General features: G+C 62.9%; 15 protein-coding genes and 1 pseudogene. 11 read left to right on the plus strand and 5 right to left on the minus strand.

The genetic code is table 11. The annotated features are described in order from the left end of the window. Window positions 1–479 precede the first annotated feature (479 nt). Window positions 480–911, plus strand: a pseudogene (locus VJZ71_09315) (Clp protease N-terminal domain-containing protein). 558 nt (window positions 912–1,469) lie between these two features. Here VJZ71_09315 and VJZ71_09320 read toward each other — a convergent pair. Further along, the gene (locus VJZ71_09320) at window positions 1,470–2,630 is read right to left on the minus strand and encodes an alpha/beta hydrolase fold domain-containing protein (GenBank protein HKQ48254.1); all 1,161 of its coding nucleotides are present in this window, start codon (window positions 2,628–2,630) and stop codon (window positions 1,470–1,472) included. Window positions 2,631–2,801: 171 nt separating this feature from the next. Here VJZ71_09320 and VJZ71_09325 point away from each other — a divergent pair, with 171 nt between their 5' ends. The 3 genes from VJZ71_09325 to VJZ71_09335 all read left to right on the plus strand — a co-directional run bounded on the left by VJZ71_09325 (window position 2,802) and on the right by VJZ71_09335 (window position 6,050). Continuing rightward, window positions 2,802–4,130, plus strand: coding sequence for a hypothetical protein (locus VJZ71_09325; protein HKQ48255.1), 1,329 nt, complete (start codon window positions 2,802–2,804; stop codon window positions 4,128–4,130). A 52-nt stretch (window positions 4,131–4,182) separates the two neighbouring features. Next, complete coding sequence (locus tag VJZ71_09330) at window positions 4,183–4,827, plus strand: hypothetical protein (protein ID HKQ48256.1); 645 nt, start codon at window positions 4,183–4,185, stop codon at window positions 4,825–4,827. Between the two features lie 176 nt (window positions 4,828–5,003). After that, window positions 5,004–6,050: a hypothetical protein gene (locus tag VJZ71_09335; protein HKQ48257.1), complete on the plus strand. Its 1,047-nt coding sequence runs from the start codon at window positions 5,004–5,006 to the stop codon at window positions 6,048–6,050. Here VJZ71_09335 and VJZ71_09340 read toward each other — a convergent pair. Then, window positions 6,023–6,667, minus strand: a complete 645-nt coding sequence (locus VJZ71_09340; protein HKQ48258.1) for a 2-dehydro-3-deoxyphosphogluconate aldolase — start codon at window positions 6,665–6,667, stop codon at window positions 6,023–6,025. The two genes, VJZ71_09335 and VJZ71_09340, sit on opposite strands and share 28 nt — an antisense overlap. A gap of 283 nt (window positions 6,668–6,950) precedes the next feature. Between VJZ71_09340 and VJZ71_09345 the strand changes: the two genes are divergently transcribed. Then, entirely contained in the window at window positions 6,951–7,949 is a 999-nt protein-coding gene (locus VJZ71_09345) for a BON domain-containing protein (GenBank protein HKQ48259.1), read from the plus strand. Between the two features lie 131 nt (window positions 7,950–8,080). On the opposite strand, the gene VJZ71_09350 is transcribed toward VJZ71_09345, so the two are convergent. From VJZ71_09350 to VJZ71_09360, 3 genes are all read right to left on the minus strand, one after another. Beyond that, complete coding sequence (locus VJZ71_09350) at window positions 8,081–8,986, minus strand: SDR family oxidoreductase (protein ID HKQ48260.1); 906 nt, start codon at window positions 8,984–8,986, stop codon at window positions 8,081–8,083. 111 nt (window positions 8,987–9,097) lie between these two features. Beyond that, a complete protein-coding gene (locus tag VJZ71_09355) occupies window positions 9,098–12,322 on the minus strand; it encodes an immunoglobulin domain-containing protein (GenBank protein ID HKQ48261.1) in 3,225 nt (1,074 codons plus the stop codon). Window positions 12,323–12,460: 138 nt separating this feature from the next. After that, a complete protein-coding gene (locus VJZ71_09360) occupies window positions 12,461–15,412 on the minus strand; it encodes a S8 family serine peptidase (GenBank protein HKQ48262.1) in 2,952 nt (983 codons plus the stop codon). Window positions 15,413–15,576: 164 nt separating this feature from the next. Between VJZ71_09360 and VJZ71_09365 the strand changes: the two genes are divergently transcribed. The 6 genes from VJZ71_09365 (at window position 15,577) to VJZ71_09390 (ending at window position 26,118) form a co-directional block, all read left to right on the plus strand. After that, the gene (locus VJZ71_09365) at window positions 15,577–16,191 is read left to right on the plus strand and encodes a sigma-70 family RNA polymerase sigma factor (protein ID HKQ48263.1); all 615 of its coding nucleotides are present in this window, start codon (window positions 15,577–15,579) and stop codon (window positions 16,189–16,191) included. 53 nt (window positions 16,192–16,244) lie between these two features. Further along, a complete protein-coding gene (locus tag VJZ71_09370) occupies window positions 16,245–18,659 on the plus strand; it encodes a tetratricopeptide repeat protein (GenBank protein ID HKQ48264.1) in 2,415 nt (804 codons plus the stop codon). A 79-nt stretch (window positions 18,660–18,738) separates the two neighbouring features. Then, on the plus strand, window positions 18,739–19,659 hold the full coding sequence (locus tag VJZ71_09375; GenBank protein ID HKQ48265.1) for a substrate-binding domain-containing protein: 921 nt from the start codon (window positions 18,739–18,741) through the stop codon (window positions 19,657–19,659). 4 nt (window positions 19,660–19,663) lie between these two features. Beyond that, window positions 19,664–21,172 carry a sugar ABC transporter ATP-binding protein gene (locus VJZ71_09380; protein HKQ48266.1) on the plus strand — a complete coding sequence of 503 codons (1,509 nt, stop codon included), beginning with the start codon at window positions 19,664–19,666 and terminating at the stop codon, window positions 21,170–21,172. Beyond that, window positions 21,169–22,164: an ABC transporter permease gene (locus tag VJZ71_09385; protein HKQ48267.1), complete on the plus strand. Its 996-nt coding sequence runs from the start codon at window positions 21,169–21,171 to the stop codon at window positions 22,162–22,164. The genes VJZ71_09380 and VJZ71_09385 overlap by 4 nt, the downstream gene beginning before the upstream one ends. 75 nt (window positions 22,165–22,239) lie before the next feature. Further along, the gene (locus tag VJZ71_09390) at window positions 22,240–26,118 is read left to right on the plus strand and encodes a glycoside hydrolase family 38 C-terminal domain-containing protein (protein ID HKQ48268.1); all 3,879 of its coding nucleotides are present in this window, start codon (window positions 22,240–22,242) and stop codon (window positions 26,116–26,118) included. The last annotated feature ends 42 nt before the right edge of the window (window positions 26,119–26,160 follow it).

Genomic DNA, 26,160 nt, shown 5'->3' on the forward strand with positions numbered 1-26,160 from the left:
TGGATCATCGCCCTGCTACCCGACGCCGCACGCCCCGCGCCTGTGGCCTGCCCAGCGGCGGCCTTGTGAATTGTCCCTTGGGAGACTGTGAATGAAAACCCGAAAACGAGCCTTGCAAACGGAGAGAACATCTTGTTCCACAAACAAAAAACGCCTCTGTGTCCTCGGTGCCTCTGTGGTGCATCCCTATCTGGTTTCTATCCGCGAACCCGTTTACGGCTCTTTGCGGCTCCATGGGCCTCTTTATGGTGGAGGTGGGGGACACCAACGCCGCGCCCCCGCCGGGCGTTGCATTATTTTCCACTATTTTCCGTGTAAAAAATGGAGGCCCCAATCATGTCTCTCCTCATCGCCCGCTCGATCCGCATGGAGTCCAGTCGCCCAAGCGACAAATCCGCAATCCACCATCGCCTGCATCCTGTCAATCGTGTTCATCCTGTCCATTCCCCTCCGCTACACTCTGTGCGAAGGAGCGACCCATGTTCGAACGATTCACCGACCGCGCTCGCAAGACGATGGCCCTCGCCAATCAAGAGGCGATCGACTTCGGTCATGAGTACCTCGGCACGGAGCACATCCTTCTGGGCTTGGTCAAGGAAGGCAGCGGCGTTGGGGCCAACGTGTTGAAAAACCTCGGCGTCGACCTGCGTAAGCTAAAGAAGGAGATCGAAAAACTCTGCACACCCGGCGCCGGCGGCTCTCAAGGTGAAAAGGTCCCGCAGACGCCGCGTGCCAAAAAGGTCATCGAAAATGCCATCTTCGAAGCCCGCAGCCTCAATCACAATTACGTCGGTACCGAACACCTCCTGCTGGGATTGCTCCATGAGCGCGAGGGCTTGGCGTCGCAGGTGCTCAAGAATCTGGGCATCGATCTTCAAAAAGCCCGCGAGGAAGTCATGGACCTTCTCGGTGTGGTTTTGCCATCCGCCGAGCGAACCAAAGGGCCAACTGAACCCACAGTAACTTCACTTTGTGATGCAGGGCTGGAACCGCTCATCGGCGCACTTGTTACGGGCTTTCAAAAACAATTGGACGAATTGAATCAGCAAAAGGACGATTGGGTTCGCAAATCGGACTACGAAAACGCAGCCGATGCGCGCGACAAAGCCATCGCACTTGTCTGGTTCAAGGAACTCGTCATTAAGCGGGTTTTAGATACGCCAATCGATGCCAAGCCCGTCGCCGGTCAACCCTGGGGCGAACATTACGCCCGAATGCTCGCCCAACTCCTCGCCGCCCTCATCGAATCCTCCCCCGACCTCGCCGCGAGGCTCGGCGACATTATCAAAGAACTCCGTAAAGCCGCCGAGCCATAGGCCCAGTGCCCTCAGATTCCTGTCCCCTTATCTCTGTTTAGAGGGAGCGCTGATTAGAGATTAAGGGCAAGGACAAAACCAAGGTAGCGAAGCCGCCGCCTTCGTTCAGCTTACCGCTTAAAGGGACCGAAAGGACCAAAAGTGAGAGCGATTCTAGGGGATGAGAAGCGTTACAAACGACCGGATGTCCTTTCCGTCCGTCCGCCCGTCGCCGTTGAGGTCGCCGTTGCTGGTGTTGCAGAGGGGGTGCTGCACGTCGTAGGCGGAGGGGTTCACCAGGCGCAGGGCGAAGGCGGTCACGTCGGATGCGTCGGCGGCGCCGTCGCAATTGGTATCGCCGGACAGCGGCGGGTCGAAGAACTGCGTCAGGAGGAAGTTGCGGGCCGAGGCGTCGGTGTCGTTGCCCAGGAAACCGTGACCGGCGCCGTTGATCGAGCGATAGTCGTGGAACACGCCGACCGCGGGCATGGCGTCGGTCAGGCGGACGCTCTGCTTGATCGGCACGCTCGTGTCCATGTTGCCGTGGGCGATGAAGAGCGGCGGGTCGTCGGCCGTCAGCCACGTGATGGGATTCACCTGGTTGCAGAGCGTGACGAGCGCGGGATACGGCGGGTTGGGATTGGCGATGTTCGCGCGGATATCGCCGATGCCCTGACCGGGATCGTCCCAGCCGACGAGGTGCGATTCCGGCGACGTCGGGGCGTCGTGGTTGATCCCGCTACCGGGGGGCGTGGTCGTGTCAAGGTTGATGTTCAGAATGTCGGTCGGGCCGAAGTAATCGACGGCGGCCTGCACACGGCTGGAAAAGGTGGGGTTGCCGCCGGAGGTTCCTTCGAGTTCCGCGACATCGCCGGACGTCGCCAGCAGCGCGGAGAGATGACCGCCCGCCGAGCTGCCCCATGAGCCGAAGCGCGTGGTATCGAGGTTGTACGTCGCGGCGTTGGCGCGCAGGAACCTGACCGCGCCCTTCACATCGTGAATCTGCGCGGGGAAGATCGCATCGCCGGACAAGCGATAGCTGACGCTGGCGATGGCCACGCCCGCGGTCGGCAGTTGCAGCGCGCTGCCGGGCACGGTGTTGTGCGTCCCGCCCTGCCAACCGCCGCCGTGAATCCAGAGTACGCACGGATACGGACCCGACCCGGCCGCGGGCAGGTAGATATCCATCAGAAGCGTCACCGTCCCACCGGCATCGCGCGGCACGACGCCAAAGACGACATCGTCGTAGGTGGGTGTGATTTGGCCCGACGCGCGCACCGGGAGAACGGCAAGCGCGACGAGGAGTGCGAGGTATGCGATTCGAAAAAAGGACACGGCTGGATTCCCACTGCCTACGGAGCGCCTTCCCTTCACCAAACGCCATTGTAGCTGAAATATTGCCTCTCTTGAGGTCACCGAGGAACGGATCACTCCTTGTGTGCATAGGTGCGCGGACGTACGATAGCCTCCACTCGCCACGACGGACAAAGAGAGGGAGGTCCAATCATGCGACAAGGCAAGTATCTCCAGCGTTTACGACTGGTCGTCCTTCTGACCGCCGCCGGCACCCAGGGTTGCTCCATGGCCGAGCCCGACCGGGCGGAGCGGATGACGCGCGGTTACCTCTATTACTGCGACGGCGCGGGCGGGGGAGGCCTGGTGTCGAACTGGGCGGGCGGCGTGCGCAGCGGTCTGGCGGAGGCCGGCTACAACGGGGCCGGCGAGATCTTCCGATGGAACACGGGCTTCGGCGTGTACGCGGACCAGGTCTCCAGCGTGGAATACAAGCAACAGAAGGCGAAAGAGCTCGCCAACGAGATCGTCGCGTATCAAGCCAAATATCCGGGAGCGGCCGTACACCTGATGGGCCTGTCGGCCGGGACGGCGGTCGTGGCGTATGCCTTGGAGGCATTGCCGCCACAAGCCAGCGTCGATAATGTTGTGATGCTCTCGGGCTCGCTGAGCTCCACTCACAACCTCACCAATGCCCTGCGGCGCGTCAAAGGCAAGATGTACATCTTCACGTCGCAGCGCGACGAAGTGCTCCTCGCCCTGGTGCCATTCGCCGGGACCGCCGATCGAACCTCCGCCGACAGCGGAACGATCGGATTGAACGGCGCCCGGCTGCCGCGCACCGCCACGTCCGAGGCACGCGAGCAGTATCGCAAGATCGTCACCATCCCGTGGAACCCGCAGTTTGAGCGCTACGGAAATCGCGGCGGCCACACCGACACCGTCGCGGCCCCGTTCGTTCAGCAGTTCGTGGCGCCCCTGGTCGTGACGGGCACGTCGCGCAGCAGCACGGCGGTCGCGTCGGCGGGAACCGGCCATGTCGAGAACCCGGATTACGCGCGCTGGTCGCGGTTCGCCGCCGGCTCGTGGGTGGTTTTCGAAGGCGATCAGATTGAGGGCGGCACCCGACAGCCGATCCGAGTGCGCGTCACGCTGGTGGAAAAAGAGCCGGATCGCCTGCTGATTCAGCGGGAGGCGGAAGGAAGCGGCGAAATAGCCGAAGCGTTGACCAAGTCGTTCTACGTTACGCGCCACATCGATCCTGCGCAGCATCCGTTTACGCAACGCGGCGCCCGACGGAAGGCGCTCCCCTCCGAGGCCGTGACCATTGGCAGCCGCCGTATTATTGCGTGCAAGGCGCAGAGCGTGGAGATCGAAGGCGATTTCCCGGTCTGGGGCCACAACGTCAAGGCCATGGTGGTTTCCAGCCCGGAGATCCCCGGCGGCATCGCGCGGATCGAACTTGACACCGAACTGAATGGCCAACCGATCAAGGTTGCCGGACGCGCGGTCGACTACAACATCGGTTCGTCGATTCAATGATGGCGGAACTAGGCGGAAGGATATTTTTCTATTGAGAAAAAGGAGTCATAGCATGCAGCGTCGCAACGGCGGGTGGAGTGCGCGGACAAACCCTCTCCTGGTGTGCGGTCTATTGGTGGCGTCGGCGTCTGGGTGCCGATTGCATCCCGTCAGCCTGGCGTCCATGGCCATCGGCGACGTCATCAACGACGCCGACGTGAAGAAGCGCCAGGAGGAGCTGCACAACCAGCCGGTCTCGGCTGCGGATGCGATGTTCGGGGAGCGGCAAGAGACGCTGGTCTATGCGGACGACGCCAAGCGCGAATTGATCATGTACCCGGTGAAGGGCGACCTCCTGGATTCCCAGAATTGGGTGGTCGAGTCGCAGAACGGAAAGCTGGTCGCTCTGTCGCGGGTGAAGCGAAACATCGACGGCGTGGAGGACGTGATCAAATCGGCGGCGATCGAGCCGAAGGTCATGGGCAAGTCGCCGGAGGATTGCTGCCGGGACGCCGAATTCAAGCCGCCGATCGCCACGCTGCGCTGCCGCGAATCCGGCGAGGTCATGCGGGTGTACGACATCCGCAACTGGACGAACAGCCGGGGAGCGCGGTATTGCGTCCTGCGGTTCGATGAGAACGATCGCTGCAAGAAGATCAATCTGATCGGGGTGAGCGCCTCCAGCCTCAAGGATCCACTGGCGACGGACCAGGGGTAGCCTCCGGCGATGCTGTACGATCCCCCCAGCCGCGAAACGGAAATCGTCTCGCGTCCACATTTTTCGGGCCGATCACAAATCCCGATTGATCCGGGTCCGCGCGGCGGCTACGGTCTGTAACCCGTATTCGGGAATCCGCGAAGTTGAACAAGACCAAAAGGAATCCGTGGCGGCACATGATCCGTTCTTTTTCGATACTTAGCCTGGCCTGGGTCCTCGGCATCGGGGCGGCCGCGTGTGCCAGGCCGGAGCCGCCGACCCCGCTCAAGCCGCTCAGCGACGCGGACCTTGGCGGCACGCAGTGGCTGGCCGAGACGGAGAAGTCCCTCGAAAAGGACTTCAAGGGCATCGACCCACCGCAGCCCCGCGAAACCTGGGAGGTGGGTTCGGAGGCGGTCTACTCGGTGCGGATCGAGGGGCGCGGCGAGCCGATGGTGCGGCTTGTCCATTTCATTCTGAAATCCAAGTCGCTCGCCGGGATCCAGACCGTACGCATCAATCCGGCCGGACCCGCGGAAAATCCTGGGAAGGTCTTCGATATCCGCGATCCCGGCGAAAAACCCGGTGAACTTGTGGTCAAGGATTGGAGCTACCCAGCCGAAGCTGACGGCTCTCACGAGAGAACGGAGACGATCACCTCGGGCTCGGTCGCTGTCTGGCTGGGTCTGCACGATGAACAGGGCCAGCGGCTGGAGTCGCACTACGCGCTTCTGCCCGAGGCGCACTTGCGCGAAGGCCTGGCCGCTTACTGCGAATGGGCAGAGATGACGGAACCCCCGCAAGGAGAATCGTCCGCGCCCAGCCGCGCCTTCCTCCAAGCCCAGGCGGCGCTGTACAGCTTCGGGGCCGTGGCGAATGCCTCGCCGGTCGCCCTGCCGCTCATGAAACAGATCCTGCCGCGCTCCAAGCAGTTTGGGATCTGGCTGTTCGGCAAGCCCACGATTGAATTCGAGATTGGTGAACCGATGCCGGAGACGCGCGAACTTCCGGCGCTGGCCATAGGCCGCAAGGCCTGGCAATTGCCGCTGACCATCTCGATGGATGGACAGCAGACGCTGCAATGCAGGATGACCATCACGCCACCGGACAGCCCGTTCGATTTGTGCGCCGGCATCGTGGCTTTTGAGGGGCGGTTGATCGATCACCCCAAGCGGCGATTTCAGATGCACTTGATCGCGGCGAAGCGGGCGGACGGTCAGCCCACATCCATGAAAAGCGAGTGAATCTCGGCGGCCTTGCGCTGAATAGCGGCGTAGTCGCCCTTGGCCAAAAGGGCGGGGTCGAAGAGGGATTTGACGAAGCCAACGCCGAAGGCCCCGGCGCGGAGGATGGCGCGAAAGTTTTCGGCGGTCACGCCGGCGGTCGGGAAGATCTTGAGATGCGGCAGGGGTGCCAGAATCGCGGACACATATTCGGCGACGTCGGCGGGGGCGGGGAAGAGCTTGACGATGTCGGCCCCGAGCCGATGCGCCGTCATCATCTCGGTGGGCGTGAACGCGCCGGGGATGCACACCGCGTCAAGGGCGGCGGCCTCTTTGATAACGGCGGCGTCGGTGACCGGCGAGACAAGGAAACGGGCGCCGGCCCTCACGGCGGCACGGGCATCGTCGACGGTCAAGACCGTACCCGCGCCGACAAGCATTTCCGGTCGGACGGCGAATTGTTGAACAAGTTCCAGCGCGCCGGGAGTGGTCAGGGTAAACTCGACCATGCGAAAGCCGCCGGCGACGGCGGCCTCCATGGCCGCGCGGGCTGTCTCCGACGACTTTGCACGAATGATGGCGCTGAGCCGGAGGCGGCTGATTTCGGAGAGAGTGGATTGTCGACGTCCGATGTTCATATCAACTCGGCGCCAAGGGATACCGGCGCAGCGCTCATTCTACTTCAGGGACCGGAAATTTCCCATAGTCCCTCCGCAATGCACTGAACTGTTCGTCGGGAAATCGCCGCGGCGAAAGTTGGGAAAGCAGATGACGGCGCGATGTTGACGCGCGCATAGCTCACGAGCGGTGCGTCGTCATCGCGAATTCAGAAAATTTTTAATCGCCCCGTCCATAATTGGGGGCTGGCCGGAGTGTCCGGCCATGAAATCCAAACTTTTTTTATGTAGAGAGGGTTCACCCATGATGCGACAATCTGACCGACCGAGTTCTCACTATCGCTCGTCACGCGGATCGCAGCATTCCTGCCCGACCTGCGGGGCCGAATGTTCCTTTGAGTCCCAGGGCTTCGAGGAAGGCGGAGAATATTCGGAGCGCGAGCAGCCGCGCGATGAGTACGGACAATTTGCCCGGCGTGAACGCGGCCACCGGGGCTATCGCGGCAGTCAGGGGTCGCGTGAATTCGGGCGTTACGGCCAAGGGGGCCAGGGGGAGCGCGAAAGTTGGCGCTCCGGCGAGGGCTATCGTTCATCCGGTCGTTATGGGAGTGAAATGGGACGCTCATCGCAATACGGCACCGAGTACGAACCGTATGAAGAGGGATCCATGGAAGATTACAGCAGCCGCAGCTATCGCGGCGAGTACGGCGGCGGTTATGGCGGGAGCATGGGCGGGGGGTACTCGTCCCAGGCGGGATCGTATCGCGAGGGACTGGGTCGCGACGAAGGTTACTCCGGTCAGTTCGGTTCGGGCGGTTCCTACTCCGGCGGCCGCTCAGAGGGCGCCTTCGGAACGTATGAAGGCCAGCGCGGAATGGGCTGGAATGGCGGTCGCGGTCGGGAGAGTTTCGGCGGCGGGCAGCGCAGCCAGGGGCGATTTTCCTCCCAGGGCCGGCAGCGCAATCGCGGCCCGAAGGGATACACCCGCTCAGACGAGCGAATCAAGGAAGATCTCTCGGACCGGTTGATGGAAGGCTACCTCGACGCCAGCGAGGTGGAGATCGATGTGTCCAGCGGCGTGGTGACGCTCAAGGGGACGGTGGACAGCCGCGATTCGAAATATCAGATCGAGGAACTCGCGGAAAACATCGGCGGCGTCAAGGACGTCAACAACGAGATCAAGATCAAGCGGGAGTCGGACCGTGAGGCTGGCGACGGCTCAGGAGGCCAGACTTCCGGCGGGACATCGTCTCAGCGGGGGTCGACGGGCAGCCGCAAGTCCTCGATGTCGTATTCGTCGTAGCAGCGGAAACGCCGCAGCGACGTGGAAGATAAAATGTCAGCCGGCGACGGCTGGAAGATCCAGCCGCCGCGGGCGACTTTTCCGTGCGGGATTACGGAATCAAAGGGGGAGAGGCCGCCCAGAACGACTCCTTATTCGCAACCGCCGGTCCCACGCGTTTGGCCGACAACGCGGGTGGTCTCGCTGGATTGATAGAGCGCGCCCTCCGGATGGCGCGGAGGCTCTTCGTAGTTCTGCCGGTAAAACTGCTTCGCGGACATTCGGTCGCCCAGGCGCGGCGCGATTCTGCTGAGCATCGTGTTGAATCTCGCCATCGCTCCGACTTTTCGATCGCGCGCCGGCATGACCGCGGCGGCGAGGATCGCATCGGCCACTCGTTGGGGGTCGATCCGCGGCGAGGGCAGTTTGGGTTCTTTGGCCATGTAGTTGCGGGCGTGCTGGGGAAAGGGCGTATCCACGGCGGTCGGCTGGATGAGCGCGATCGAGACGGCCGCATGGTCAACTTCTTCAATCTCCACCCGCAGCGCGTCGGTCAGGCCCTTCACGGCGTGCTTGGAGGCCGAGTACATGCCCTGCAGGGGAATGACTCCCTCGGAGACTTCGCTGCCGACATTGATCAACGCGCCACCGTTTCGCCGCAGATGCGGCAAGGCGGCGAGGGAGCCGTAATAAACGCCCCAGAAGTTGATATCGAAAAGACGCCGGCTGTCTTCCTCACTGACTTCATCGAGCCGGCCGTAGATCGATGTTCCGGCGTTGTTGATCCAGGTGTCAATGCGGCCGAAATGGTCGATCGTCGTATTGGCTAGATTCTCCACCTGCGCTCGCTGGGACACATCGCAACAGACGGCCAGGGCTCGCGCGCCACTCGCCGTTAACCGCTCGGCGATGGCCTGAATGGCGTTTTCACTGCGAGCTGCCAGGACGATCGTGGCGCCCGCGTCCGCGGCGGTTTCGGCGGTGGCCAGGCCAATGCCGCTCGAGGCGCCGGTGATGACGATGACTTGCTCTTCTAATGGTCGGAGGGATTTATTCATGGGCGCATTGCTGCCTTCGGTGGGCACGAAATGCTAGGACCGGGAATCTATCTGCGTTATGAATTCGAAATAAATGCCATACCAGAAATGGTGGAAGCCCCTTTATTGAAATTATGACGTCCGGCGTCGACGGAAAGTGACCAGTCCCAATAGCGCAAGCGGCATCGTCATCGGCATTCGGCGCCGCAGCAGCCGGCGAGGCCTTGGGGCGGCGGTTCGCAGACGGGACCACGCGCCGGTGCACTGAGCGAGTGAACTTGAGGCCGGAAACTGGAAACTGGAAATCAGGAGGACGACTGGCGTAATGATCTTTCTGTTGATCGGCGCGCGGCTCGGGAGCCTCGCGCTTCCTGGTGTCGGGAGTCGGCCATGATTCGCGCGGCGGCGAGTCGTGGCGTAGAGAGCGAACAGCGCGAGTGGCATCATTAGGGGCACGCCTGCGCCACACGCGCCGCAAGCCGCGTCCGGCGGCGGCTCGCAGGAATCGGGCGTTCCGTTGGAGTTGGCGTCGAGGGCGGGGTCGGCGACGAGATCGCATGAATCCAATACTCCGTTGCCATTGCAATCGCCGTTGGCATCGATCGGTTTGCAGGGATCCACGACCAGCGTCGCATCGCGGCTGCGTGTATTTCCGCAGGAATTGACGACGATACAGGTATACACGCCGACGTGATCGGCAGTGGCCGAGCTGATGGTGAGATTCGCCGTGTTGGTGCCGGAGATTCCGTTGCCGTCGGCGAGTTGCGCTCCATCCTTGCCCCAAAAGTAGGACAGCGTGCCGGGGCCGGTGGCGTTCACGGAGAAAACGGCGGACTGGCCCGGCGCGACGGTTTGATTGGCGGGATGTTGAAGGATGGCGGGTTCGGGCCCGGTCCATTCCCACGTCTCGCCGTTGTAGTTGTTCGTGAAACCGCCGAAGAGCACGGTCATGCCGCGAATGCTGTCGTAAGCCAGACGGTGCGAATCGCGGGCGGACGGCGCGGGAGCGGGAGAACGCATGGTCCAGACACTGCCATCAAACTCCCACGTGTCGCCCGCTACGGCACCGGTCCAGCCCCCGAAGAGTACGATCATTTGGCGGGCAGAGTCGTAGGCCAGGGCGTGATCCGATCGGGCCGGCGGGCTGCCGAGGATCATTCGCCTCGTCCAGTTCGTGCCGTCCCACTCCCACGTCTCGTCAGAAGCAGCGCCGGTGTCGCCGCCGAAGAGCACAGTCACGTTGCGGAAGGAATCGTAGGCCATCGCGTGATATTGGCGGATCGAGGGTGCGATGGCGGGCGACCTTAGCGACCAGGTTGTCCCATCCCACTCCCACGTTTCGGCGCTGCCACCGTTATCAAGCCGACCGCCGAAGAGCACGGTGACGCCGCGTGCGGAGTCGTAGGCGAGCGCATGGCGACGCCGCGGGGAGGGCGACGCGGGCGGCAATTGCTGTGTCCAGTTGGTCCCATTCCATTCCCACGTCTCGTTGTTCACATCGATGGCGCCGGTATCCCCGCCGAACAGCACGGTCACGTCCCGCGCGGAGTCATAGGCCATGGCGTGATATCCCCGCGGCGCCGGCGAATTTTCGGGCAACCTCCGCGACCAGTTTGAGCCGTCCCATTCCCACGTCTCCGCGCTCAAACCTCCGGCGGTATCGCCGCCGAAAAGCACGGTGACACCGCGGAGGGAGTCGAAGGCCATCGCGTGATTGTTCCGGGCTGAGGGCACGGAGGCTGACATGATCGGGGTCCACGTACCGGTGCATTGGGCAAGTGCGCTGGAGGCATGAAACTGGAAACTCGTGACGAGAAAGGCGATCGCCATAAGAGCGGATGAATGGCTCGGCAGAAGCCTCGACCTCCCCATGGGGACAATCGGGGGACGACGTATGCGTCGACGGCCCTGCGCGGCCCACACGCCGATCATCGCGAACGGCATGGTCATCGGCACGCCGGCGCCGCACATACCGCAGCCGGACTCGCAGGATTCCAGCGTCCCGTTCATGTTCGCGTCGAGCGCGGGATCGGCGGCGATGTCGCAGGAGTCGATTCGGCCGTTGCCGTTGCAATCGGTCACCTCATCGAGGGCGATGCATGGATCGACGACGAGCGCCGCCGCGCGGCTGAGCGTGTCTCCGCAGGGGTTGGTTACGACGCAGGTGTAGGAACCGCTATCGGACTCCGCTGCGGGGTTGATGGTCAGCGCGGCCGTCGTCGCGCCGGCAATCGCGCCGCCATCGGAAAGCGGAATACCGTCCTTTCGCCAGCGATAGCTCAACGGGGCGAGCCCGCTCGCGCTGATGGAGAAAGCGGCCGGCTGACCGGGGGCGATGGTCAGGGCGACCGGTTGTGGGGAGATGGCCGGCGTGGGACCGGCCCATTCCCATGTCTCGTTGTCAGGACCTCCGGCGGGGGTGGAGTCCGAGGCGCCGCCGAAGAGCACCGTCACACTCCGGATCGTGTCGAAAGCCATCTTGTGGTCGTATCGAACCGCGGGCGCGGGAATAACCACGCGTTGCGACCAGTTGGTTCCATCCCATTCCCAGGTCTCGCCGTTGCGGCCTGCGTCTGTGTAGCCGCCGAAGAGCACGGTCACGCCGCGCGACGAGTCGTAGGCTATGGCATGTTCGGAGCGGGCCGATGGCGCCGCGGCGGGAAGTCTCTGGGTCCAATTCGTGCCGTCCCACTCCCACGTTTCGCCATCATGGGTGGGCGTATAGCCGCCGAAAAGCACCGTCACTCCACGAGCGGCATCGTAGGCCATCGCCGAACGAGCGCGACCTGAGGGCGCGGTGGCGGGCGACTTCTGCGACCAGTTGGTCCCGTCCCACTCCCATGTTTCGGCGTTGTAGCCGACGTCGGTTTCGCCGCCGAAGAGTACCGTTACTCGGCGCGCGGAGTCGTAGGCCATCGTGTGTTCCTCGCGGCCCGAAGGCGAGACGGCGGGCATCCGCTGCGTCCAGTTCGTGCCATCCCATTCCCACGTCTCCGCGTTTGTGCCGCCGGTGCTGATCCGGCCGCCGAATAACACGGTCACTCCTCGGGCGGCGTCATAGGCCATCGCATGCAATCGCCGCACGGAGGGAGCATTCGCCGGCATCTTCTGCGACCAGTTGGCGCCGTTCCACTCCCATGTCTCGCCGTTGTAGGCAGGGCTTCCCCCGCCGAAGAGGACCGACACGCTCCGGACCGAGTCGTAGGCCATGGCATGGGCGCTGCGGGCCGACGGCTTCGCGGCGGGCGTCCGTAGCGACCATGCTCCGTTGCACTGGGCCAAGAGACGGGGGACTGGAAACTGGAAACTAGAAAGAACGATGAACAGACCAATGATCGGGAGCTTTGAGCGATTCATGGCGACTCCTTCGTTTGTTCGTTCGAGGCGAACGAGCTGGATTCAATGCGGAGAAACGGCGCGGCCACTCACGCGAATTCCGCGACGGCGGAGCTTCGACGGGGGCGCCCGCCACGACGGTCAATCGTCAAACCCGCTTCATCCAGCGAGGACGGCGTTGACGAAGAGCTGAAGATCTTTGCCGTCCGCAAATCCGTCATCGTTCATGTCGGCCTGCTGGAGGTTGCAGGGGGGGCAGTTGGCGGGATCGATCAGGACATCGACCATATACGGGAGATCTTCGTAGCTCACGATCCCGTCGTCGTTCACGTCGCCCTCTTCGGGGGGAGGCGGGGTGAGCGTCACGTTCAGGAACAGCCAGCCGCCTCCGGGATCGGGGTTGTAATCGCTGACCCGCACGACAAAGGTGTGGCCCACCGTGACCGGCTGCGTCACGAAGGATTGATATCCGCCGGCGGAGTCATCGTTGCAGATGTAGTAGCCGAAGTCGTCCGGGCCCATGCAGAACTCGCCGTTCCCGTCGCCGCAGGGGTTGGCGAAGGCCGTGCCGTTGTACAGTGTCAGGACCGTGTCATAGTCGCTGCCGTAGGTGTCCATGGTCACCGTGCCGCTGACCTGGGGAATAAAGCTGTAAAACACCGAGTTGCTGTTGCCACTGGGATGGCCACAGCCGGCCTCGGACAGTTCGTAGCAATCGCCGGGACTGACCGTCGCCGAAGTCGTGTTCAGCGGCGTCATGTTGTGCGTGCCGGCTGTGCCGGGGATCGGCAGGCGGTTAAAGCAGTGATCGTTCGGTGGGGAGGAATAGAAAAAGTACAGATCAACGAAAAGCTCGCCGCCTTCCGATGTCGTGTCGTAGTCCGAGACCTTTATCATGTAGGTCTGGCCGCCATTGACCGGCAGGCCGAGGATGCGGGACTGCAGGGTTCCATCGACGTCATCGTTGCAGGCTAATTGCGTGGGGAACCAGATCTGCGTCGCGCCGATGTAGGCGCCGCACCCGTCGAAGACGGACAGCACCGTGTCGTAGTTCGAGCCCCAGGTATTCAGGTCGATGGTCCCGTTGCCGGGCGGCGTGTAGCTGTACCAGACCGAGTTGCTCACCCCGACGTTGCCCGCTTCGCAGGACTCGTCGGGCTCGTAGAAGTTTGAGACGGTGGCGTTGTAAGTAAAGATCGAGCCGGGGTTGTAGAAGGTACCGGGAATGGCGTAGGCGTTGGTGCATTCGTCATTGCTCGGGCCGAAGATCGTGATCGAGCGATACGCGTTGACGAAGCCCCAGCCGAACGTCGTGTCATAGCCGCTGGCGCCCAGGTCGATCGCCCCGGACTTCATCGCGGTTTCGATGTTGATCGGCCCCCACGTGGGGTGCGCCGCCTTCACGATCGCCGCGACGCCCGCGGCGTACGGAGACGCGAAGGAAGTGCCGTTTACCCAGGCGTAGTCGCTGGCGTTGTTGTAGCCGTTGGCCCCGGTGCGGTCGGTGGCCCGGATGTTTGTGCCGGGGGCGGAAAAGTCCAGGCCGGTACCAGTCTGGCTCGTCGGGTTCAGCGTGCCATCCTGCTGGAGGTTGCCCACGGCGTTCACCGTGTCGGCCGAGGAAGGGTAGGCGATGGCCGCCGTGCCGTTGTTGCCACTGGAGGCGAAGTGCGTCTGCCCGTTGTTGTAGGCGTTCAGGTAGGCGGCGTCGATGGCGTCGGACGTAGTTCCATAGCTGTTGCTGTTGTTGGTGATCAGGATGCCCTGGTTGACCGCCCAGTTCAGGGCATTCACCGTCCAGGTATTGCTGCCGCTCCAAAGGTTGTTACACGTCAGGTTGGCCACCATGCAGCGGGCCGACACGACGCGGCTGCTCGGGGCAATCCCGACAATGCCCGTGCCATTGTCAAAGTGAGCGGAAACGCACCCCGCCACCGCCGTTCCGTGGTTGTCGCAGGCATTGACCGGCCCACCGCCGGCGACGCCATCGGCCTCGCCGCCTGTAAAATCGCGGCCCGCATTCTGGTTGATGTCCGGATGGTTCTGCTGCACGCCCGTGTCGATGATGAGGACGCGGACGCCGCTGTTGCCCAGGGAAATGTTAAAGGACTCGTCACCGTCCATGTCCATGTCGTCGGTCCCCGCCGTACCGTTTACCGTCTGGCCTGTATTCCGGATGCCCCACAGGTTGCCCCATTCGGGATCGTTTGGAAAAATGTCGCCGCGGCCCGTGAAGTACATCTCCGGCTCCGCCCACTTCACGCGCGGGTCCTGGGCCAGCCGGTTCGCCGCTGCCAGAACCTCAAAGCCGTTCCGCGCGGCGCCGGCGAGCCGATAGGCGTTAGCCATTCCGCCGAAGTTCTCCTGTTTGATCTGAAACCCGGCGGCCAACTCGCCCAGCGCCGACGCCGCCCGCGCGCCATGCTCTTCTTTGAACTGGACCAGGACGTCCGGCGCCATGGCAATCCATCCATCCGGCAGCAGCAGACTCTTGAAGACGGGCGAGGCGAATTCCACGCTGCCGGCCTGAAGGGCCGCCTCGATCTTGCGCCGGCCATCGGCCAGGTCGGCGAGGGGCTGAGTCAGGGTGACGAGATTCCAGCGCTCGATGCCGGTCGGCTTGACGTCCGACACCTCGATGCCGAGCGCGCGGGATCGGGCCTGTGCGTCGCTCAGATCGAGCCCGGCCGCCACGCGAATCGCGAGGCGGTCTTTGTCCAGCGGGAGGGGAATCGGCTGCCCATGGTAGTAGTAATAGTTGGGCACATTCACATCGACACTCATCGGCGTGGAAAGGTCCAGGTGCGAGAGGGTCAGGGCGCCGTCCGTCTTGGGATTGTTTTCGTTCCGCGCCCTGATCTCGTCCGGGGTGAGCGGCACCAGTGGAAACTCCACGACGGGCGCGTCCTTGGCCTGTTGCAATGCCGCCGGGGACTCCATTGTTTCCGCAGGGGCCCGGGCGAAGGTGGCCTTCCGAGAATCATGGAGCAAGGCTTTTGCCTTCGACGCCTCCGGAGAATCGGTGATCCGCGGAGTATCAGCGGCCACCTGTGCGAAAACGCTCAGGGACAGAATAAATACCCATACGCTGCGGCTGATGACGATTTTCATGGCAGTTCCTTTCGCGGGGGCTTCTTGCCCAATACGGGGCAGCCTGGGATGGACCGGCCTCCGCCAACTACCCTGCGTACAGGGTGCCGCTTTACTCACGCGGTTTCCCTGAATTCTTTGGGGCGTGGTATACTGGCCGTGGCCCATTCGACCGGAAGACACCTGTGACCGATGAGCAGCGACTAATGGTGGTTCGTGCCTGCGCCGGCGACAAAGACGCGCTGGCGGAGCTCCTGGAGCTTTTCGGCCCGGAGGTGGAGGCGGTTCTCGGCATCAGCCCCAAATGGCAAGGCATGATCGACGCGGCCGACGTCATGCAAGTGACCTACTTGGAGGCCTTTGCGCATATCCGCGATTTTGATCCCGCTCGCGCCGAGTCATTTCCGGCCTGGCTTGGGCGCATGGCGGAGAACAACCTCCGCGACGCGATCCGCGCCCTGGAGGCCAAGAAGAACCCGCCTCCGCATCTAAAACTGGACGCGTACGGCGCGGATCATGGATTGGCGCTCTTTGATGTCCTCACTTCCGGGGGGGAAACGCCGAGTCGCATCGTGCGGAAAGACGAAGCCCGCGAACGGCTGGCCCAGGCGCTGCGGTGTCTGCCTCCGGACTATGCCCGGACGATTCAGCTTTACGACCTGGAGGGGCATCCCGTCGAGGACGTCGCGGCGCAGCTTGGACGCTCGACGGGCGCCGTTTTCATGCTGCGGATGCGGGCCCATGACCGGCTGCGGGAGCTGTTGGGCCGTGCTTCGCAGATTCTTGAGTCCCGGTCGTGAGTGGCCGCACGGTTTATACGCATTGAGAGCGTTGCTCTGAAGGCTTGGAGACTATGCCCGCGCCCAGCCCGGACAGACAATCGCACCAGAATTGGATCCGGCAGGCGCGCGCGCAGTCGGACGAGGCGGAGCGCCATCTGATCGAGGAGGGCCTGGGACTAGCTCTCGGTGATTCATCGGGGGGGAAGACGACATTGCGGCCCGACCTTTTTCCAGGCTATGCCCTGGAGACGGAGATTCATCGTGGCGGGCAGGGCACCATCTACCGCGCGAAGCAGCTTAGCACCGGCCGGCGAGTGGCGGTCAAGCTGATGCACGACAATGTCTTCAGCGGGCCTCTGGAGCGCGCGCGGTTTGAGCGCGAGACCCGCGTGCTGGCCGCGCTGCACCATCCCAACATCGTCGCGATCCACGACGGCGGCAGCCACGACGGGCGATTTTTCCTGGTGATGGACTACATCGCCGGACAGCCGCTCGATGTCTACATCGCCAGTCAGTCGCGCTCGATCCGTGAGACGCTGGAGTTGTTCATCCAGATTTGCGACGCGGTCAATGCCGCGCACATCGGCGGGATTATTCACCGCGACCTCAAACCCGCGAATGTCCGCGTCGATGCGGAGGGGCGGGCGTACGTTCTCGATTTTGGATTGGCGAAGTTCACGGTCAGCGCGCCGGAAGGCGCCGGCTCCGAAGCCATGTCTCCTCCCAACATGACCGTGACCGGTCAATTTCTCGGATCGATGCCGTGGGCGGCGCCGGAACAGGCGGAGGGCAGCCCGAGCCGAATCGACACGCGCACCGATGTGTACGCGTTGGGCGTCCTGCTTTTCCAAATGCTGACCGGGAAGTTTCCGTATCAGGTCGTGGGGAGCGTCCGCTCGGTGCTGGACAACATCGCGAAAGCGGAGCCCATTCGGCCGCGCACGCTTTGCCGAGAAATCGACGATGAACTGGAAACGATCATACTCAAGTGTCTGAGCAAGGATCGGGAGCGGCGCTACCAGACGGCCGGCGAACTGTCGCGGGACCTGCGGCGGTATTTGAAGGGCGAGCCGATCGAGGCCAAGCGCGACAGTGCCTGGTACGTGTTGACCAAGTCGCTGCGTCGGCACACCTTGGCGGTTGCAGTGGCCGCGGGGTTTGTGGTGCTCGTCAGCGGGTCGGCGCTGGCGCTCGGGATCATGTATCGAGGAAAGGCCGCAGAGTACGCCCGCGCCGAGCGGCAGCGGGGAGAGGCGGTCATGGCGCGCGATCGGGCGGAGAAGGCGGCAGGCCAAGCGAGTGCCGTCACCCAGTTCCTCGAGAACATGCTATCCTCCGCCGACCCGGAAGAGGGCAGCGGGCATGAGGTGAAGGTCGTTGACGTCCTGAAACGGGCATCAGGTCAGGCCACGGAGGCGTTGGCGAAGCAGCCGGAGGTACAAGTCGCGGTTCGCCGAGCATTGGGGAGCTCGTACTTTGGCCTTGGGCAGTATTCTGAGGCGGAAGGGGAATTCATCGCGGCCCTTCAAATCGCGCGGCAGTTTCTGGGGGAGGAGCATCAAGATACTCGAGCAATGGTCTCGGCCCTTGGCGCCAACTACTGGATCCAGGGAAAGTTTGATCAGGCGGAGCCGTTGATGCGTTCCGGGCTGGAAATGGAGCTGCGCCTGCATGGGGAGGACCATGTTGAATCCATCACGATGATGGATAACCTGGCCAGCGTCCTTAAGCGGACGGGCCGACCGGAAGAGGCCCTGCAATTGAACCGCCGCGCCTTCGCCGCGGCGGAGCGAGTGCTCGGACCCAACCATGAGACCACACGCAACTGTCTGAGCAACCTCGCCTTCGGCTTGATGGTCGCGGGGCACGACGCCGAGGCGGAGGCCCACTTTCGACGGGCGCTAGAGATGGACCGGTCGACGAGCTGGAGCAACAGAGAAATTTCGACAAGCACCCAGGTGGCCTTTGCCAACCTCCTCGTGAAAGTCGGGAAGGTCGAGGAGGGGGAGCAAGTGGCCCGCGCGTGCCTGGAGGAGCGAAAACGGCATTTGCCCGCGGGGCACACTCTCATCGGCGATTCCAAGCAAGTTCTGGGACGCGCCCGGCTGGCGCAGCACGACGCGGCGGCCGCGGAGCCGCTGTTTCGAGAAGCACTGGGCATTCACCAGGCGACGTTGCCTGCGGGAAGCTGGCGAATCGCCGTTACACAGTGCGACTTGGGACTAGCTTTGACCCAGCTCGAACGCTTTGAAGAGGCTGAACGACTCCTGCTCGAGTCGCACGCGACATTGAACCGCACGGCCGGAACCCAACCAAGACATGAGCAAAAGACGATCGCGGGACTAGCGGATTTGTATGCGGCTTGGGAGGCTGCCGCGCCGGGGACGGGCAAGGCGGAGAAGGCCGCGGAGTGGCGCGCGAAGCTCCCTACGACGCAAGCGGCTACACCGGCCACACAGAGCACTTCAAATCCGAAGTCGCGGTAATCGCCGAATTTGATCGCGATAGGGTCCATCCCGCTCCGCTTCGATTGCCCCCCTATCGGCGATTCGATATCCTCCGCGAATGCGACCGCTCGGTATGGCCCTCGCGCTGCTGCTCTTTTTTGGCGCGGGCTGCACGCGCTCCGAATCCGAAGTTCGCAAACCCTCACAAAAGATTATTGGCGTCACGCTGCTGACCGTGCAGCACCAGTTCTACCAGGAACTCCGGGCCGGTCTGGAGGAAGAGGCCGTGCGTCACGGCTACCGGCTGCTTATCAGCACGGCGGAATTCGACTCGGCCCGGCAGGCCAACCAGATTGATGAATTCATTGTGCAGAAGGTGGACGCGATGATCGTCTGTCCCTGCGACTCGCGGAGCGTCGGGGCGAGCATCGTCGCGGCGAATCAGGCGAATATCCCCGTGTTCACGGCCGACATCGCGTCCGTGTCACCGCTCGGAAAAGTCGCGGCGCACATTGCCTCGGACAACGTCGCCGGGGGCCGAGCGGCCGCGAGGCTGCTGGCCAAGGCCATCGGCGACAAAGGAAAAGTCGTGGTGCTGTCCCACCCCGAGGTGGCCAGCGTCGCGGATCGCGTTCGGGGCTTCAAGGAGGAATTGGCCGCGCATCCGAACGTGCAGGTCGTTGCCGAGCTGTCTTCCGATGGCAAGCGCGACAAGGCCGTGCGGGTGATGGAGGACCTTCTGCAAGCTTATCCCGATCTGAGCGGCGTTTTCGGCATCAATGACGATACGGCGCTGGGCGCGCTGGCGGCGATCGAGGCGGCCGGAAAACTCAAGCAAATCAAGATCGTCGGATACGACGCGACGCCCGAGGCGCGGGCGAAGATCAAGGCGGGCCAGATTTACGGGGATGTTATTCAAGACCCTCGACGGATCGGAGTCCTTACCATTCAGGCCATTCGTGATTCGTTCGCGGGGCGGAAGCCACCTGAAGTGATTCCCGTCGAAGTCGGCGTCTTCACTGGCGATTCGCCGCCGTGATGTTATGGACTCCGTCCCTCCGCGCATTCGATTCGATCGTATCTCCAAGTCCTACGCCGGCGTGCGAGCCCTCGACGCCGTCAGTTTTGATGTACGGCCAGGCTGCATCCATGCCCTCGTCGGAGAGAACGGCGCCGGAAAGAGCACGCTGATGAAGATCCTCGCCGGGGCCGTCCGCGCCGACGCCGGTGCGATCGAATTGGATGGCGCCCCCGCGATGATGACCGACGCGCGGACCGCGCAACGGCTCGGCATTGCCATCGTTTACCAGGAATTCAATCTCATCGCGCACCTGTCGGTCAGCGAAAACGTCTATCTGGGCCGCTGGCCGCGAGCCAAGATGGGGATCATCCGGAACGGTGAGATGAACCGCCAGGCGCAGCGGCTTTTCGACGAATTGGGATTACCTGTCCCCGTGCGCGCCCCGGTCGCGGACCTCAGCGTCGCGCAGCAGCAGATGGTCGAGATCGCCAAAGCCCTGTCGCTGGACGCCCGCGTGCTGATCCTGGACGAGCCGTCGGCCGTCCTTACGCCGCACGAACTGGCGGCCCTGTTTCGCGTCATTCGCGAATTGGCCGCGCGGGGCGTCACCATCCTCTACATTTCCCATCGTTTCGACGAGATTTTCGAACTCGCGGACGATGTGACCGTCCTGCGCGACGGGCAACACATCTCCACGCGCCCAATTCGCCAGGTGGATCGCAGGCAGTTGATTGCGGAATGCGTGGGCCGGCCGCTGGAAGAGGAGTTTCCTCCTCGCCTCGTCGAACAGGGAGCGGTCGCGCTGCAAGTCGAACGACTCTCCTGCACGGGCATCTTCAGCGATGTGTCCTTTGATGTCCGCGAGGGAGAAGTCCTGGCGTTGACCGGTCTCGTTGGCTCGGGGCGAAGTTCAGTCGCCCTCTCCATCTACGGCGCGTTGCCCGCCACGAAGGGTCGCATCGTCGTGGGCGACGCCGTCGGGCCGTTCAGATCCCCGATCGAGGCCCAGCACGCGGGCATCGCCTACGTACCGGAAGACCGTCGCCATCAGGGCCTGCTCATGGCCCGATCGCTTCGAGAGAATCTCACTTTGGCGCGTCGCGAGGACGCGGCCGTGTGGGGACTGCTGAGCGTCTCGCGCGAGCGAGTCATTGCGCGGCGCAGGATTTCCCAATGCGCGATTAAGGCGGCGGGAACGGAAATCGCGGCCGCGACGCTCAGTGGCGGCAATCAACAGAAGCTGCTCCTGGCGCGGTGGCTCGATCGCCCATTTCGCGTCATGATTCTCGATGAACCCACGCGCGGCGTGGACGTCGGCGCGAAGTCCGAGATCTATGCCATGATCAACGCGATCGCGGCTCAAGGGACCGCTATCCTGATGGTTTCCTCCGACCTACCCGAGGCACTCGGCATGGCCGATCGCATCGCCGTCATGTCGCGCGGCCGCCTGACCGGCATCCTCGCCAATCGCGACCGGCAGGTTACGCAAGAACAGGTCCTTCGCTTGGCGCTCGGAGAATCCGCGTCATGACGCCTTCTACGCAAGTCTCGTTCTGGCGCTACGTCCTCGCGGCACGGATGCTCGTCATACTGCTTCTGTTGGCGGCGGCATCCTCAGTGATGACCAAGGGACAGTTCGCCCAACTCGACAATCTCGTCAACGTCGCGCGGCAGGTTTCGTTCGAGGGTCTGATCGCGTTCGGAATGACGCTGGTGATTGTCACCGGCGGGATCGATCTCTCCGTGGGTTCGCTGGTCGCCCTCACCGGCGTGATCGCCGCGCTGGCCATGCGCGCAGCCGACGGCTCGCCGCCCACGGTCGCCATATCGCTGGGACTCCTCTGCGGCGTCGCTGGCGGGGCCGCCATCGGAGCGTCGTCCGGCGCGATCGTCGCAAGATTCTCCATTCCACCGTTCCTTGTCACTCTCTCGGCCATGCTCATGGCCCGAGGGTTTGCCTTCATATTCTGCAATGGCCAGCCCATCTATGAACTGCCCGAGCAACTCATCACGCTTGGCCGGGGATTCTTATTCGAGGATTCCCTCGGACGCTTGCTGCCGGTGCCGGTCGTCGTCCTGATCTGCGCGTATGGATTCTTTGCAGTGCTCCTGGGTCGCACCGTTTTTGGGCGCGGCGTCATCGCGATCGGCAGCAATGAAGAGGCTTCGCGACTGGCGGGAATCCCGGTGCGCCGCACGAAGGTCCTGGTTTACATGATTACCGGCGCCCTCTGCGGGCTGGCCGGCGTGCTGCACGTCGGCAAATTGATGGCCGCGGACCCCAAGGTCGGCGACATGTGGGAGCTGAATGTCATCGCGGCCGTCGTGGTCGGGGGAACGAGCCTTTTTGGCGGTCGCGGGACGATGACCGGGACGCTGCTGGGCGCGCTTCTGATCGGCGTCCTCAATAACAGCCTCAATCTCTTGCATGTCGAGCATTTTTGGCAGAAGGTGGTGCTGGGCGGCGTGATCCTGGCGGCGAGCCTGGTGGATGCAGGGCTTCGGCGGCTGGAATCGAGATGAAGGGGATTGCCCATGAAAAAGAGATTCACCGCAGAGGCACAGAGCGTACTTAAGAAATGTACTCTCGGAGCCTCTGTGTCTCTGTGGTGTGGGACTTTCCTGTTTGTAGTCCCCAGTGGTATTGGCGCCGAGCCGCCGAAGTATGATCTTTCCAAAGACCGCGTCCTGTATTGCGTCGGCTATGCACACCTGGACACGCAATGGCGGTGGGACTATTGCACGACCATTGATCAGTACATCAAGAACACCTTGGACGACAATTTTCAGCGGTTCGAGAAATATCCCGGCTACGTTTTTAATTTCACGGGCTCCGTGCGCTACGAGATGATGAAGGAGTACTACCCCGAGAAGTACGAGCGCCTGAAGAAGTACATCGCCGAGGGCCGCTGGTTCGTCTCGGGGTCGTCCGTCGACGAGGGCGATGTCAATGTGCCGTCCGCCGAGGCGACGATCCGCCAAGTCCTGTACGGCAACGAGTACTTCCGGCGGGAGTTCGGCAAGGAGAGCATCGACTTCATGCTGCCGGACTGCTTCGGCTTTCCGGCGTCCATGCCGTCCATCTGGGCGCACTGCGGTCTAAAGGGTTTCTCGACGCAGAAGCTCACCTGGGGCTCCGCCGTCGGGATTCCTTTCAAGATCGGCGTCTGGGAAGGGCCGGACGGCAAGTCTGTCATCGCGGCCTTCGATCCCGGGCCATACGTCGGGGCAATCCAAGGACGCGTGGATACGAATGAGGAGTGGGTGAAGCGGGTTGAGGAAAACGGCCGCCAGTATGGCGTGTGGGCGGATTACCACTATTACGGCGTCGGCGACCAGGGCGGGGCGCCGCGCGAGGAGGACATCAAGAACTATCTCGCCAGCATCGGCAATGCGGACGGCAAGATTAAGGTGGCCCTCGTCGCATCGGACCAGATGTACAAGGACATTACGGCCGAGCAGGAAAAGCGGCTGCCGCGTTACAAGGGCGACCTGCTGCTGACCGAGCACTCCGCCGGGACACTGACTTCGCAGGCGTACATGAAGCGCTGGAACCGCAAGAACGAGCAACTGGCCGACGCGGCCGAGCGAGTTGCCGTCGCTGCGGACTGGCTCGGTGGGGCGGTCTATCCGCGCGAGAAGCTCAATCGTTCCTGGGTGCGGGCGCTCGCCAATCAGATGCACGATATTCTGCCTGGTACGAGCATTCCCCGCGCTTACACGTATTCGTGGAATGACGAGGTCGTGGCGCTCAACGGGTTTGCCGCCGTACTGAGCGACTCAGTCGGGGCGATCGTTCGAGCCATGGATACGCGCGGGAAGGGTACGGCGCTCGTGGTGTACAACCCGCTCGCCATGGACCGCGAGGATCTTGTCGAGGCCGAAATCCTCTTCGACGAATTGCCGCCCAAGTCCGTACGAGTCTTCGATGGGACCGGCAAGGAGACGCCGTCGCAGATTGTCGGCCGTGGCGATCGCGCGATTACGGTGCTGTTTGTTGCGCGTGCCCCCTCGGTCGGCTTGGCCGTGTTCGATGTGCGAGCGAGCGACTCGCCGAGTCAAATGAAAACGGGGCTTCGCGTCGCGGACGCCGAATTGGAGAATGAGCAATACCACGTCTCGCTGGACGGCAATGGCGACGTTTCATCCATTCGCGACAAGGCCAGTAGCGACGGTCGCGAACTCCTCGCCGCGCCGGCCCAATTGGTGTTCACGTATGAAAAGCCGCGCAACTGGCCCGCGTGGAACATGGACTGGGCCGATCGCCAGCAACCGCCGATCGATACCGTCCGCGGCCCCGCGAAGATTCAGATCATTGAAAAGGGGCCGGTTCGCGTCGGCATCCGCGTTGAGCGAAAGGCCCGTAATTCGATCATCGTGCAGGAGATCCGGCTCGCCGCGGGAGATGCCGGTCGGCGCGTGGAGTTCAGGACCGCCATCGATTGGCAATCGACGGAGTGCGCGCTGAAAGCGGCATTTCCATTGAAGGCCTCCAACCCGATGGCGACGTACAACTGGGGCATGGGCACGATCGAGCGCGGCAACAACGAGCCGACCAAGTATGAAGTGCCGTCGCATGAGTGGTTTGAATTGACTGACTACTCGGGTGAACATGGCGTCTCCATCCTTGAAGACTGCAAGTTTGGCTCGGACAAGCCCGTGGACCATATTGTGCGCTTGACGCTGCTCTACACGCCCGGCGTCCGCAAGGGCTACCTCGACCAGCACAGCCAGGACTGGGGGCGACACGACATGCTCTACGCGCTCTACGCCCACGCGGGGGACTGGCGCAAAGGACAAAGTGAATGGCAGGGGCGTCGGCTCAATCAGCCGCTCGTGGCGTTTCAGGCGCCCATGCACAACGGGCCGCTCGGCAAATCGTTCTCGATCGCGTCTATCGATCCCGGCGCGCCGGGACAAGTGGATATCCGCGCGGTAAAGAAGGCGGAGCAGGGCGATTGGACCATTGTTCGCCTCCAGGAGCTTTGGGGACGCAAGGCCGAGGGCGTGACTGTCCGCTTGGGCACCGGAATAAAAGAGGCCCATGAAGTGGATGGGCAGGAGCGGCGGATCGGGGATGCCGTTGTTAAGGACGGAAAGCTCGTGACGAGCCTCTCTCCCAATAGCCCCCGAAGCTTTGCCGTTCGTTTGTCGGCGCCCGCTACGTCGCTCAAGCCGCCGCAGTGCATACCCGTAACCCTGCCGTTTGATCAGGATGTCGTAAGTTCGGATGCCAAACGTAGCGACGGTGCAATGGACGCTGAGGGCCGCACCATGCCCGCCGAAATGCTGCCAAAGTCAATGACGAGCGAGGGCATCACTTTCGAGTTTGGTCCGACCGCCGATGGCAAGCCGCAGGCCGTGACCTGTCGCGGCCAAACGATCGCGCTGCCAGCGGGCGATTTCAATCGGATCCATCTCCTCGCGGCGGCGACTGAAGCTACAACGGGGCAGTTCGATATTGACGGCCATCCGCATGAAGTGGCCGTCCAGTCGTGGACCGGCTTCGTCGGCCAGTTTGACGATCGCGTCTGGGATCGCTCGTTCGGCGAGGTGGACTACGTCTGCGAGGGCAAGGTCGTGGGATTGACGCCCGGTTTCATCAAGCGCGACACCATTGCGTGGTTCGCTACGCATCGCCATCACCCGAAACTCGACAATGAGGCCTACAAGTTCAGCTATCTGTACAAGTACGGATTCGACCTGCCGCCAAGCGCCAGAGAACTGCGCCTGCCCGACAACGAGAAGATCAAGATCCTCGCGGTCACGCTGGCAAAAAACGAAAACGACGCGGCACGGCCTGTTCAGCCGCTTTACGACGATTTTTCCAAGCGTGGCCCGCTCGAATTTCGCCATATCTATCCTCCGCCCCCGCCGCCCATCTACGACGGTCTCAAACCCATCGCCGCGGTGGCGATCGACCGGAAGCCCGCCTTCGACGCGCTGAGCATGGGTCCGCCTTCCGCCGCGGACGACACCGATCGATCGAAGGGCGGCCCAATGTTCGAGTTTCTCGATCGCGACGGCGAATTCTCGCCGCACTCCCGATCCGGCGCGGACGGCCGCAGCCTGCCACGGCTCAACGACGGCCTGGCCGCCAACAACGACGACGACATCGAACATTGCGTCTGGTTCGACAATCAGGCCCGATTCTTTATCGACCTCAAGTCGAGCCGGCGACTCGAACGCATCAACACCTACTCCTGGCACAGCGCCAACCGCGCGCCGCAGTATTTTTCGCTTTGGGGTTGCAACGACGAGAAACTGCCGAAAGTCGATTTCGCACGGGGCGGTCACGGCGACTGGACGCTGATCGCCGTCGTGGATACTCGCCCGCTGGGTCAAGGCGAAATCCACGGCTCATCGGTTGCCGCCGCGACGGGCACACTTGGACCATTCCGGCATCTATTGTGGATCGTCGAAGAGTCCGCCCCCGGCACCTTCTTCACGGAGATTGATGTTCATGCCGCCAAGTAAGACCACATGCCAAAAACGACGGCCTCGAATAGGGGCGCTCGC

This window comes from Phycisphaerae bacterium (assembly GCA_035275405.1).
Classification (GTDB): Bacteria; Planctomycetota; Phycisphaerae; order UBA1845; family UTPLA1; genus DATEMU01.